The sequence below is a fragment of the Pontibacterium sp. genome (assembly GCF_964228735.1).
GTDB lineage: Bacteria > Pseudomonadota > Gammaproteobacteria > Pseudomonadales > Balneatricaceae > Pontibacterium.
Window position 1 is genome coordinate 1 of sequence record NZ_CAXRBQ010000169.1, and the last position, 11,507, is coordinate 11,507.

Here is an 11,507-nt window from a genome sequence, read left to right on the forward strand (position 1 = left end):
CCAATGGGGGTAAGGGGGAGTTGCGCCTTGAGTCTGAAAAATCGCGTTGCATGCCCCTGAATCCGGGTACTTCAGCTCCTCGTTGGACAACATTCCGAGAAAACAGGCATCGAGGAGTATTCATGAAAAATCCGGGCTAGAGAAGTTAGCGACTTTGTATTGCACATCTCGGGATAATCCCATCTCTTCTAAAGCATCATCAACCATCCCTCTGCTATCACTCCCTGTTCCCGCCAATACATGCGGGTATTTGCAAAAGTTTTTTGCATCTTTTTTGGTTTTTAACAAAGGATGGCTCGTCCTTACCACAGAGACGAATTCGTCGCGATACAGCGTTCTCACCATCAAACTTGGGTGACTAGAATCTAGAACGCTGATGGAAAAATCTACTTCACCGCTCTCAATCTGGCTGGCGAAGCCACGTTTATCCAGCTTTCTGAATATCAGTTGAATATTCGGCGCGACCTTACTGAGGTGTTTTATCAACCGTGGCGCGAGACTGTGTTCGACCAGGTCACTCGTTGCAATGAAAAAAGTACGATTTGATGTCGATGGTTCGAATGCCTCCTGAAACAAAATGTTCCTTTCAAAGTCATTTAGCCAACGGTTTAAAGCGGGCTGCAGCTGTTCCGCTCTTGGCGTTAACACCAACTTATTCCCCTGACGAATCACCAGTGAATCATTGAAGCTGTGACGGAGCTTTTTGAGTATATGGCTGACCGCAGACTGTGTTAACCCTGCACGCTCACCTGCGCGCGTCAGGTTTTTGGTTTCGAAGATGATTTGCAACAGCCTTAGCTGGCTCAGTTCGATATCGGAAATGTTGGCCATGAATGTGTTCTGCTATTAAATCTGGTCATGGCTATATTATCCCAATTAATTTCAATAATGGAGGGGTGGGCCGTACTCTGGTTACCGAAGCACAATCAATCACGCTTAGCTTTGAGGATACGATGATGAAATTCAAAAAACTGCTTGCGGTAGCAACGTTAGCAATCAGTCCGGTGGCCATTGCAGACAACATCCTGGTGGTTATGTCCGATGTCTCGCAGTTAACACTCAAGGGCGGTTATGACTACAAGACCGGGGTCTATCTGAACGAACTAATGGAACCGGTCAAGATGTTTATGGATGCGGGCCATACGCTAACCTTTGCCTCCCCTACAGGCCAGGCGCCAACCATGGACCCGGTTTCGGACACACCAGGACACTTTCTGGACGAGAGCGAGAACAACTACAAAGCGCATAGGACGCTGTTCGATAAGCTTAAGCTCACCGATAAACAACACAGCCCTGTAGTGAGCTTCTCGCGCATTGAACAGATCGGCATCGAAAACTTTGACGCGGTGTTTGTACCAGGTGGTCACGCGCCATTAGGTGATCTGGTCGCGAATGATCAACTCGGTGATTTCCTGCGCCATTTCAACGCCGAATCTAAGCCTACTGGCCTGGTGTGCCACGGTCCTGTTGCCTTGTTATCTGCCTTGCCTAACAGCGATGAATTCGAAGCGCAAATGAAAGCCGGAAAAAATGCCGAACCTGCGAATGGATGGGTATATGACGGCTACAACATGACCACTTTCAGCAACTCGGAAGAAGCAGTAGCCACTCAATACTATCTGGGTGGTGATGAACTGTATTACTGGCCACAAGATGCTCTGACTAAAGCGGGCGGCAACTATTCTCAGGGTAGCAAAGATTGGCACCCACATATTGTTGTCGATCGCGAATTGATTACAGGCCAAAACAACAAGTCATCAACGGGTGTGGCTCGGGAATTGCTGAATCTACTGGATAAATAAACCACCTATTTACGACCTGAGACCAAAGCTATTTACGCGGGTCCCAGCGAGCAAACTTAATAAGCAGGATACTATTATGAATCAGACAGTTCTTATTACCGGGTCAAATAGCGGCTTCGGATACCTTATTGCCAACACGCTAATAGACAATGGCTACAGGGTTGTTGGCTCCATGCGCGATCCTCAAGGCCGCAACGCTTCTGTCGCCAATGATCTGAAAGCCAGAGGAGTGGTTGTCGTAGAAATTGACGTCACGGATGATGAAAGCGTTTCCAAAGGCGTCGAAAAAGCTGTCGAAGAAGTGGGAGCAATCGACGTATTAATAAACAACGCTGGCGTGGGGACACTCGGTTGGCAGGAAAGCTTTGATATCGATGACTTTAAAAAGGTTTTTGACATCAATGTGTTTGGTGTCCAGCGAATGGTGCGCGCGGTATTGCCTGAGATGAAGCGCCAAGGCAAAGGCACGCTCATCCAGATCTCCAGCATCTTGGGTAAATTCGTTTTACCGTTCCTTGGTTCTTACAATGCCTCCAAACATGCGGTGGAAGGATTGGCGGAAAATTACCGTGTAGAGCTATCACAGTTTGGTATTCAGTCATTGGTTGTTCAGCCGGGAGGATTTGGGACTGACTTTGGCTCAAACCTGTTAAAGGCCAGTGACCGGGCCGTTGCTGAGAGCTATGGCGAACATGCCGATGCTCCGGAGCAAATGTGGGCGGGTACCGAGCAAAGTCATGATTCCGAAGATGCGCCGAATCCTCAGATGGTGGCTGATGCAGTTTTACAACTGCTCAGAACAGAAGCTGAAAATCGTCCCTTTAGAACCGTTGTAGATGGCACCGGCTTGAACCCGGCAATAGAAGGGATAAACCGAGCGACCGAACAGGCGATGCAGGATATCTACTCTACATACGGAATGGATAACTTGTTCCAGCTTAATAAACGCTAATCTTTGAGGGTTAGTTATGCGGCACCTTGAATGCGTGGTTTGAGTATCAAGGTGCTGCCCAATTGCGTTTTAAAGGAGAGAAGGCTGGTTTGTTGCGGCTGGTCTTGGGAAATGAAAAGTCATCATTACTTCAAGCCGTTCTTTGGCTCCCTGCTGGATGTGGCATGCGTAGGGGCGGCGCTGACCATGATGATGAGGGTTAGATAGGCCTGCCGATAAGGATCTACACTTAATCTATTGAGTAACATCCATTCGGACATCACCTGAAACCACTATATGTTCGAACGAGAGGTGGCCGTCATGGGTAAACTCTCCGCAGGTCTGAACCGCCGCAATTTTATGCGGTTACTCGCATATGGGAGCGCGCTTGCATCGCTCGGATCGCTCCCTGTCATGGCGAAATACGAAAAGCCGTTGATGAAAGCGATCCCTGTATCGGGTGAAACTATTCCGGTCATCGGTATGGGAACCTGGCAGACCTTTGATGTGGGGCGTGATCTGCGGTTACTTGAGCATCGCACGAAGGTCCTGCAGACGTTCTTTGATCGCGGGGGTCGGATTATTGATTCTTCGCCAATGTACGGCTCATCGGAAGCAACCATTGGTTATTGCCTAAAACAGCTTGGGAACGTCGTCGATCCATTCACCGCCACCAAAGTCTGGACCTGGTTCAGCTCCTATGGTCCTGAACAGATCGCTGCATCACATGATCTCTGGGGCGTGGAAACCTTCGACTTGATGCAAATACACAACCTGCTCAGTTGGGAAGACCATTTGAAAACCCTGCGGGAAGGCAAGGAGGCGGGGCGATTTCGTTACATTGGCATAACTACCTCCCATGGTCGACGTCACGAGAAACTTGAACAGATTATGCGGCGGGAACCACTCGATTTTGTTCAGCTGACTTACAACATTCTGGATCGAGAAGTAGAGGAGCGGCTGTTGCCACTGGCGGTGGACCGTGGCATTGCGGTGATCGCCAATCGTCCGTTCCGACGTAAAGGGCTCTTTAATCTATTCCAGCGTTACCCGCTGCCACCTTGGGCGGCAGAGATTGACTGCGCAAACTGGGCACAGGTCTTCCTGAAGTTTATCGTCTCGCACCCGGCGATTACCTGTGCGATTCCCGCCACTTCGCAGATAGAACACATGCAGGAAAACATGGGCGCGCTGTATGGCCGATTTCCCGATCAGGCTCAGCGCCTGCGCATGATTCGTTACGTCGAAAGCCTTTAATGGGGTAGCGACGTGCGTAATGTCCGAATCCGGTGAAGAACCGGCTGGATTGCTATTAACTGCTTTTTAACTTCTCTCGTAGACTTTCATAGTTGAGCAAAACCCAAAAATTCAAGCCAATCGCTAAGCCGACAACTGAGAACAATTGGAACGTCTGGTAAAAATCGACCGTGCCACCCAGTTGAGCAAACGGCCATATCAGAAGCATCGGTATATCTGCGACAAATACCCCGCCCAAAGTTAATGTGAAAAAGTTAATACGGTTCTTCTTCAGCAGAAGGCGGTAAAAACGATATCCGATAAAAAACATATAAACGTAAGCGACGGGTATCGCAGCCAGGGACATGCCTAGGAACAGTCCAAGAAAGGTCAATACTCCGTCATCCATGTTGAAGCCTGACAGATCAGACACATAGGCGTGAAACGCAAAAGCAAACGGTGTGATGAGTGGGGCAAGTGCTAAGGCTCTACTTTCGTTATTCATGGATTGCTCGGTATATGGATTCTTGAACGCTCTGCCATGTTACCTGAAAGGATCTTCGACGGGGGCGTTTGAGATCAAGAACGGGTAAATGACGCGCGTTAACTATACTGCTGCATAACACGATTGCGCTGTATCTCTGACTGCTTAAGGTGGTGTTATGGGTCAAACCGTCGCGCTCTTCGCTGCACTCTTGCTGTTTGCCATGCTGATCGAACCGTTGGCCGAACGGCTCAAGCTACCGTTCTCCAGCTTCCTGGTGGTTGTTGGCTTTGCAGGTTCGGAGCTGATTGTGATGATGGGCTTTGATACGGGCCTGCGCTGGTATGATTTTGTCGATATCATCCTGCATCTGCTGGTGCCCATTATCATCTTCGAGTCGGCCTTTAACGCCAATTTCAAAGCCCTGATGGGCAACCTACCGGCGGTGCTGTTTCTAGCGATACCTGCCATGCTGGTGGCAGCGGGCTTAACCGGTTTGCTGATCTACTGGGGGATTGGCGGCGGTGCCGAATTTCCGTTGCTTACAGCGCTACTGGCCGGGGTGATCCTCTCTGCCACAGACCCGGTAGCCGTGGTCGCGATTTTCAAAAAACTGGGTGCACCGGATCGGCTTAATGCCTTGTTGGAAGGGGAGAGTCTGTTCAACGATGTAACCGTGATTGTGGTGTACGGCATTCTGGTGACGGCGTCACTTAACCCAACCGCTGAGCTGACTGCGCTGGGGGCGTCGTTAACCTTTGCTAAAAGCCTGCTGGGTGGGGTGCTGGTGGGATTGGTAATCGCCTGGATCGGGCGTTACCTGTACCGCTGGTGTATCGGTCATTTCGCCCATACGGTGCTGGGCATTATCGCCGCAGTGCTGTCGTTCTTTGTGGCGGAGCACTGGTTGCATGTATCCGGGGTGGTGGCGGTGTTGAGTGCCGGACTGGTGCTGGGCGAGTTCTGCCGTAAGAACGCGCAGAGGGATCACCACTTTGCGCCGGACTTCTGGGAGCTGAATGCCTACATCGCCAACGCCATCCTGTTCATTCTGGTGGGTGTCACCATTACCGTGTCCATGTTTACCAACCAGTGGCTGGCGATGCTGATCGGTATTGGCGCGGCGACCGTGGTGCGTTTTGTGGTGATCTACGGCTTGCTGCCTATGTTTACGGTGTTGCCGAGGGTAGAACCCTGCGACAGCAACTACAAACAGGTGATGATGTGGGGTGGTTTGCGCGGGGCGGTGTCGCTGGCGCTGGTGCTTGCTATCCCGGTGGAGGTGGAAGGCTGGTACACGGTGCAGTCGATTGTGTATGCGGTGGTGATCTTTACGCTATTTGTGCAAGCGCCGTTTATGGAAAGGCTGGTGCTCAAAACCCTGAAGTAGCTGTATTAGGCACAGTTCGTTAATTTTAAGTCATTGAATATAAATATGTATTCCATATCTCTTAGTACGTTATTGGTTTAATAACGTACAGCGCAGTTTTAACGGATTTTTCCGGCGAGGTGTGATCAATCCGGGATTGCGTTGAGGGTTATGGACGACTGCCAGATGGTTTCGATCACCGGTTGATTGTTTTCCGTGCTGCTCCAGAACAGGTCTTTGCCTACACGCTCTGCCGGTTCCTGATGAGCTTCGTTTTCAAGACGGGTGATCAGCTGACGGGTGACCGCAAGGCTGGTATCGATCAGGACCAGATCGGGCCATTTTTCTTCGATCAGTGGTTTCAGAAACGGGTAGTGGGTGCAACCCAACACCAGGGTATCAGCGCCATGGGCAACCATCGGGTCGATATAGCGGTGGAGCAGGTTGAGGGTTTCCGGTGTGTGCAGTTGGTTCTGTTCAATCTGCTCAACCAGGCCAGGGCAAGCCTGGAGTATCACCTGGCTTTTCCCTTGTACCCGTCGGATCAACGCACGCAGGTTTGGGCTTTGCACGGTGCGTTCGGTGGCGATCACACCCACAATGCCGGATTCGCTATGCTCGATAGCGGGTTTGATGCCGGGTTCTACACCAATCACCGGTACGTCTACCTCTTCACGCAAGGTGGCGATTGCCGAAACTGTGGCGCTGTTACAGGCGACAACGATCGCTTTGGCGCCATGCTCAATCGCTAATGCAGAGATTCTCAGCAAACGGCCGGTGATGAAATCTACGCTTTTGTTGCCGTAGGGAGCATTGGCTGAATCGGCAATATAGAGGAGGTCTTCTGCGGGGAGATGGGCACGGATTTGACGAGCGACGGACAAGCCACCAACGCCTGAGTCGATTACTGCGATAGGTTGAGAAATCCGTGTCCGGCAATCCATTAAGTGCATCCGTTAAGTACAAGAAAATATAGAGATGTCTACTTTAGTCTAATAATTGGGCGCGTGCCAGATCTGGCTTTAAGAGAGCTGTGAGACCGATCAATTCGGGGCCTGCAGCGCCTCTGCAAGGTTATCAAACACTACATGAATTTCACCCGCCAGAAATGTGATCAGGAGCTACAGTTTCAGTTAGGGAAGGGGAAACAGAAGGAAGCACTTATGAACGGCCGATACAATCTTTTCATCGTTGTACTGCTTGTGTTGTCGCTGGGCATGGCGGTGACAGAAGTCGCGTTTAACCTGCACTCTGAAACGATCTCCGAGTCCACCCAAGTAATCTGGGCAATCATATTTCTGTTTTCCACCATTATGTGGGCGTACTACGATGCGGATCGGAAAGACTTCGACAAGCCATTTGATTTCGGGCTATTAGTGTATGTGTTCTGGCCAATCGCATTACCCTGGTATCTGCTGAAAACCCGAGGCCTGGAAGGCGTACTTATCTTTCTGGGCTTCCTGTTTCTTTTTGTGGGACCGTGGCTGGCGGGTTATCTGACACAGATTTATGTGGCCGGTTTGAATGGCTCCGGCAGTTTGTAATGGTGTGGATTCGTTTGGTTCCAGTCGACACTGTTTGCACACCAATCCATACGAATACGTTTAACTGAAATGCTTTAATCGGGAATATTCAGTAGATATACGCATGTATAGAATAGCGATGGGATAGATCTTCAATGCTATGGAGGCCATATGGCAAGCCGATCCACATTCTGGGACAGAATTGCCCTGCATTACTCGAAACAACCGGTGGCGGATGAGCCGTCGTATCAGAAGAAACTCGCGGTTACCCGTGAATTTCTAACACCTGAGAGCAGCGTGTTAGAGTTTGGTTGTGGCACCGGATCGACGGCAATCACCCATGCCCCGGTGGTTAAGGAGGTCTTGGCTACCGACATCTCTGCGAAAATGCTGGAGATAGCGCAGGGTAAAGCGAAGGCCGCGGGCATTGAAAATATCCGCTTTAAGCAGTGCGACCTTGCCGAGTTGCAAAGTGGCGAAGGAAGCTGGGATGTGGTGTTAGGCATGAGCATCCTGCATCTGGTGGATGATAAGGATGAGGCGATTCGCCGTGTGTACAATTTGCTGAAGCCAGGTGGCGTGTTCGTCTCCAGCACCGCTTGTATTGGGGATTTTTCCAGCTGGTTTAAATACATCGCGCCGCTTTTCCGCTGGTTACCGTTGCTGCCTAATGTTGCGGTATTCTCGGAGCAGGAATTGAAACAGAGCCTGATCGCCGCAGGCTTTAAGATCGAATACGATTGGCGACCGGGGAAGGACAAAGCTGTATTTATCGTTGCGCGTAAGCCTGAGTGATTTTGTAGGTTGGGTCGAACCGAAGGCGACACCCAGCTTATGGGGCATTCTGGCAGGTCTGGCCTACAGTGTTTATACGCATATCGAGACGCTTTTCTCTCCCCGTTTTATTACACTGTGAGTTTTATTAGGTACTTGCTAGAAAAGGGCAAATTATGTCTGTGAATATTGAAGATTTGATATTGGCTTTGGATTACACGACATCAGGGGAGCAGTTTGGCTTTTCAGCGTACGTTGATAAGAGATCGGGGGAAATTCACTATGAAGCTGACGATCAGATAGATCCTCTGCCAGATGATTTATACACAAACCCTGAATATATTGAGATACCGACCGCACGTGATCTCGACTTGGGAAGTATGCTGGTACACGACTTTGTTGAAGAGTGTTTTTCTGAGCAAGAAGAAACCGTCAATGAGATATTTCGTAGAAAAGGAGCCTACGCCAAGTTCAAAGAACTGCTTCATACACATGATAAGTTGGACGAATGGTATCGCTATGAGGAAGAGGCTAAGCGCAACCGTTTGCGGGAGTGGGCGCAGCTTAACGATGTTGAGATTTCTCGATAAGGTGGTCTAGATGTTGGGTGTCGCTTCACTCGACCCAACCTACGTTTAGTGGAAGGCGTGTCGATGCTGGAGCTACGACCAAACTGCGAATGTTGCGATAAGGATCTGCCACCGGATTCAACCGAGGCGCGTATCTGTACCTACGAGTGCACGTTCTGCAAAGACTGCGTAGAGGACGTGTTGTATAACGTTTGCCCGAACTGGGATGGCGGCTTTGTACCGCGCCCGATCCGACCAAAAACCGCACGCCGCCCGGGTGGGATTTAGCGCATCAGCCTGCATCGACCGAGCGGGTGCATACCCAATACAGCCACGAAGAGCTGGCTGCATTTTGTGGTGAGGTGAAGGATATTCCGCCGGTGGAGCGTTAGTGCTTCGATCCTTGTAGCAGCCCGCTCCGAGGGCGACTCTGTTTCTTTGTCGCGGTCGGAGCCCGCTGCTACATGGTTTCGTTGAATGCTTTTGTAGGGCACCCTTTAGGGTGCCGGCAGCGTGATCACCTTCGATGACGATATTACCCTATATCGGTATCAATAGTTTTTGTTGCTGCGGTCTCCGACCGCGACGTTTAGAACAGTCGCCCTCGGTACCCAAAGGGCATGATAAGCGGGCTGCTAGAGTACGTTATTTAAGGAGATAAAACCGTTTATGGAAAAACGCAACATTGAGATTTTGGATCTGCCTCGCGAGCGAATTGATGAAATTGAGCCGCTGTGGAATGCCCTAAATTCTCATCACCAAGCCCGTTCTACTCACTTCGAACAGCACTTCTCAACCTTTACCTTCGATAAGCGTGTAAAACATTTGAATGCGGCGCCTTACCTCAAGATATTCGTCGCCGTAGATGGTGATGTGTTTGTGGGTTATTGCATCGCATCTGCAAATGAAAGCAAAGGCGAAATTGACTCGCTGTACGTGCAACAAGGTTATCAAGGAGCTCGGCTTGGTCAGCAATTGATGGATTGCTCTATAGCGTGGCTGGAGGATCAGAAATGCACCCAGATAAGCGTATATGTCGCGGAAGGAAACGAAGAGGCAATGCCGTTTTACGAACGTTTCGGATTTAAACCGCGTTTTCAGGTGATGCAGATTCGTCGGTAGATGCAGATGCGTGTCTTTGCTTGAACGACTGCGTAGGTTAGTCATCGCGTAGCGATGCCTAACGTGTTGGGCACCGTTTCACGGTGGCCAACCTACATTTCATCCACTTTCTTCGGCAGGAAATCAACACCTGTAGCAGCCCGCTTATCATGCCCTTTGGGTACTGAGGGCGACACGTTTATTTGTCGCGGTCGGCACCCTAAAGGGCATAAAAGCCCGCTGCTACATGGTTTCGTTGAATGCTTTTGTAGGGCACCCTTTAGGGTACCGGTAGCCTGAAGGCTACCCTACAAGGAGGGATGTCATACTTTTAGAGAGTGTCTTTTCATCGGCGACTATCCCATAGTTGATTGCAAACAATAACAACGCTAAGCGCTTCAACGACGGGAGTTTTGAGATGGAGAACACCTCCAGGTTTGATCACTTTATCGAGTCCTTTACCCAGCTGATCGAGCAGAGGGCCAGTGAAGAGCAGGTCTTTTCCGACGGTAAGGCGTTGCTTGTGGATCTGGTCAGCAATGACGACTGGCTACCGGAAGAGTTTGCGCAGCCATCTGAAAGCACCTATCAGCAATTTCTGCTGCACTGTGATCCGCAGGATCGTTTCTCTGTAGCTAGCTTCGTATGGGGACCGGGCCAGACTACGCCGGTACATGACCACACAGTTTGGGGCATGGTAGGTATTCTGCGGGGTGCTGAGACCTGTGACGAATACACCGTAAATGACGACGGTATTCGCCATCTCGGCCAGCATCTGTTGAATCCAGGGGAGGTGGATCTGGTATCACCGACCGTGGGCGATGTACACAAGGTATCCAACGCCCACGAGGATAAGGTATCGATCAGTATTCACGTGTATGGCGCCGATATAGGTAAAGTCCTGCGCCACACCTTTAATCCGGAAACCGGAGCGCCTGCGGACTTTATCTCCGGTTACACCAACCGCGCCTAACGCCAGTTCTGCTTACAAAAGGCTAGCGGTACAGCTTTTCGGCCCACTGGGTCAGACCGGCGGTCACACTACCAAAGTGATCGCCGTCCACCACCGGAATCTCTCCCAGCTTCTCTGCAATCGCTTTGCGCACCACCGGTGATTTTGCGGTACCGCCGGTCACGTATATCAGGTCCGGCGCGCACTGCGCCTGGTTCAGCGCTTCGGTCATCAGGTCTACGATCTTCGCTACAGGGCGGTTGACCGCCTGTTCATAGGTCGCTTTGCTGATCGCCTGGGTGAGTGCGTTGTCGATGTAGTTCAGATCGACAAAGTGTTCCGGCTGATCAGACAGCTTGATCTTTGCCTGCTCGGCACTGCGCACCAACTGATAGTTCTGTTTCATCTTCTGCAGTTGCAGCAGGCGGGCGAGTTTGTGTGGTTCTTCCGCATCGCGCTGCAGTTGTTCCATCAATTCGATGTTCTGCATGGAGTTAAACTCGGTCTGCGCCGGAATATCATTCACGGACACCGCGTTCCAGTACGGCTGACTTGGCAGCGGACGACCGCTTCTCAGCGTTCCACCCATACCGAACACCGGCATCAGGCCTCGATACGCTAGATTAATATCCAGATCATTACCGCCCACACGGGAACCGCTGTGGCCAAGAAAGTCGTCGCTACGATCGGCTTTGGCACGGTGCTGCGGACCCATGCGCACCACGGAGCAGTCGGTCGTACCACCACCCACATCCACCCCCAGAAC

At 50.8% G+C, this 11,507-nt stretch carries 14 protein-coding genes; 10 read left to right on the forward strand and 4 right to left on the reverse strand.

Annotation, left to right across the window (positions count from 1 at the left end; all coding sequences use genetic code 11):
* Positions 1-120: 120 nt before the first annotated feature.
* Entirely contained in the window at positions 121-831 is a 711-nt protein-coding gene (locus ACEQ15_RS18230) for a LysR substrate-binding domain-containing protein (RefSeq protein ID WP_370280687.1), read from the reverse strand.
* Positions 832-833: 2 nt separating this feature from the next.
* On the opposite strand from ACEQ15_RS18230, the gene ACEQ15_RS18235 reads away from it, so the two are divergent.
* The 3 genes from ACEQ15_RS18235 to ACEQ15_RS18245 all read left to right on the forward strand — a co-directional run bounded on the left by ACEQ15_RS18235 (position 834) and on the right by ACEQ15_RS18245 (position 3,990).
* The gene (locus ACEQ15_RS18235; RefSeq protein WP_372530386.1) at positions 834-1,802 is read left to right on the forward strand and encodes a type 1 glutamine amidotransferase domain-containing protein; all 969 of its coding nucleotides are present in this window, start codon (positions 834-836) and stop codon (positions 1,800-1,802) included.
* 76 nt (positions 1,803-1,878) lie between these two features.
* On the forward strand, positions 1,879-2,754 hold the full coding sequence (locus tag ACEQ15_RS18240; RefSeq protein WP_370280689.1) for an SDR family oxidoreductase: 876 nt from the start codon (positions 1,879-1,881) through the stop codon (positions 2,752-2,754).
* A gap of 300 nt (positions 2,755-3,054) precedes the next feature.
* Positions 3,055-3,990 (forward strand): aldo/keto reductase, encoded by a 936-nt coding sequence (locus ACEQ15_RS18245; protein WP_370280690.1) that lies wholly within the window; start codon positions 3,055-3,057, stop codon positions 3,988-3,990.
* Between the two features lie 55 nt (positions 3,991-4,045).
* Here ACEQ15_RS18245 and ACEQ15_RS18250 read toward each other — a convergent pair whose 3' ends face one another.
* Positions 4,046-4,474, reverse strand: a complete 429-nt coding sequence (locus ACEQ15_RS18250) for a hypothetical protein (protein ID WP_370280691.1) — start codon at positions 4,472-4,474, stop codon at positions 4,046-4,048.
* Positions 4,475-4,631: 157 nt separating this feature from the next.
* On the opposite strand from ACEQ15_RS18250, the gene ACEQ15_RS18255 reads away from it, so the two are divergent.
* The gene (locus tag ACEQ15_RS18255) at positions 4,632-5,843 is read left to right on the forward strand and encodes a cation:proton antiporter (protein ID WP_370280692.1); all 1,212 of its coding nucleotides are present in this window, start codon (positions 4,632-4,634) and stop codon (positions 5,841-5,843) included.
* Between the two features lie 125 nt (positions 5,844-5,968).
* Here ACEQ15_RS18255 and murI read toward each other — a convergent pair whose 3' ends face one another.
* The gene (murI, locus tag ACEQ15_RS18260; RefSeq protein ID WP_370280693.1) at positions 5,969-6,775 is read right to left on the reverse strand and encodes a glutamate racemase; all 807 of its coding nucleotides are present in this window, start codon (positions 6,773-6,775) and stop codon (positions 5,969-5,971) included.
* A gap of 210 nt (positions 6,776-6,985) precedes the next feature.
* Between murI and ACEQ15_RS18265 the strand changes: the two genes are divergently transcribed.
* The 6 genes from ACEQ15_RS18265 to ACEQ15_RS18290 all read left to right on the forward strand — a co-directional run bounded on the left by ACEQ15_RS18265 (position 6,986) and on the right by ACEQ15_RS18290 (position 10,762).
* Complete coding sequence (locus tag ACEQ15_RS18265; protein ID WP_370280694.1) at positions 6,986-7,366, forward strand: hypothetical protein; 381 nt, start codon at positions 6,986-6,988, stop codon at positions 7,364-7,366.
* A gap of 150 nt (positions 7,367-7,516) precedes the next feature.
* A complete protein-coding gene (locus ACEQ15_RS18270) occupies positions 7,517-8,140 on the forward strand; it encodes a class I SAM-dependent methyltransferase (protein WP_370280695.1) in 624 nt (207 codons plus the stop codon).
* A 161-nt stretch (positions 8,141-8,301) separates the two neighbouring features.
* The gene (locus ACEQ15_RS18275; protein ID WP_370280696.1) at positions 8,302-8,709 is read left to right on the forward strand and encodes a UPF0158 family protein; all 408 of its coding nucleotides are present in this window, start codon (positions 8,302-8,304) and stop codon (positions 8,707-8,709) included.
* A 63-nt stretch (positions 8,710-8,772) separates the two neighbouring features.
* A complete protein-coding gene (locus ACEQ15_RS18280) occupies positions 8,773-8,976 on the forward strand; it encodes a DUF1272 domain-containing protein (RefSeq protein ID WP_370280697.1) in 204 nt (67 codons plus the stop codon).
* A 381-nt stretch (positions 8,977-9,357) separates the two neighbouring features.
* Positions 9,358-9,810: an N-acetyltransferase family protein gene (locus ACEQ15_RS18285; protein WP_370280698.1), complete on the forward strand. Its 453-nt coding sequence runs from the start codon at positions 9,358-9,360 to the stop codon at positions 9,808-9,810.
* 397 nt (positions 9,811-10,207) lie between these two features.
* Positions 10,208-10,762, forward strand: coding sequence for a cysteine dioxygenase (locus ACEQ15_RS18290; RefSeq protein WP_370280699.1), 555 nt, complete (start codon positions 10,208-10,210; stop codon positions 10,760-10,762).
* Between the two features lie 22 nt (positions 10,763-10,784).
* Here ACEQ15_RS18290 and yegD read toward each other — a convergent pair.
* The coding region (yegD, locus tag ACEQ15_RS18295) for a molecular chaperone (protein WP_370280700.1) at positions 10,785-11,507 on the reverse strand (723 nt) is incomplete at its 5' end.

Excerpts from the sequence above, each read along its gene's own strand:
- ACEQ15_RS18230 (WP_370280687.1), bottom strand. The coding sequence starts at position 831 with ATGGCCAACATTTCCGATATCGAACTGAGCCAGCTAAGGCTGTTGCAA.
- ACEQ15_RS18235 (WP_372530386.1), top strand. The coding sequence starts at position 834 with ATGTGTTCTGCTATTAAATCTGGTCATGGCTATATTATCCCAATTAAT.
- ACEQ15_RS18240 (WP_370280689.1), top strand. The coding sequence starts at position 1,879 with ATGAATCAGACAGTTCTTATTACCGGGTCAAATAGCGGCTTCGGATAC.
- ACEQ15_RS18245 (WP_370280690.1), top strand. The coding sequence starts at position 3,055 with ATGGGTAAACTCTCCGCAGGTCTGAACCGCCGCAATTTTATGCGGTTA.
- ACEQ15_RS18250 (WP_370280691.1), bottom strand. The coding sequence starts at position 4,474 with ATGAATAACGAAAGTAGAGCCTTAGCACTTGCCCCACTCATCACACCG.
- ACEQ15_RS18255 (WP_370280692.1), top strand. The coding sequence starts at position 4,632 with ATGGGTCAAACCGTCGCGCTCTTCGCTGCACTCTTGCTGTTTGCCATG.
- murI (WP_370280693.1), bottom strand. The coding sequence starts at position 6,775 with ATGCACTTAATGGATTGCCGGACACGGATTTCTCAACCTATCGCAGTA.
- ACEQ15_RS18265 (WP_370280694.1), top strand. The coding sequence starts at position 6,986 with ATGAACGGCCGATACAATCTTTTCATCGTTGTACTGCTTGTGTTGTCG.
- ACEQ15_RS18270 (WP_370280695.1), top strand. The coding sequence starts at position 7,517 with ATGGCAAGCCGATCCACATTCTGGGACAGAATTGCCCTGCATTACTCG.
- ACEQ15_RS18280 (WP_370280697.1), top strand. The coding sequence starts at position 8,773 with ATGCTGGAGCTACGACCAAACTGCGAATGTTGCGATAAGGATCTGCCA.
- ACEQ15_RS18285 (WP_370280698.1), top strand. The coding sequence starts at position 9,358 with ATGGAAAAACGCAACATTGAGATTTTGGATCTGCCTCGCGAGCGAATT.
- ACEQ15_RS18290 (WP_370280699.1), top strand. The coding sequence starts at position 10,208 with ATGGAGAACACCTCCAGGTTTGATCACTTTATCGAGTCCTTTACCCAG.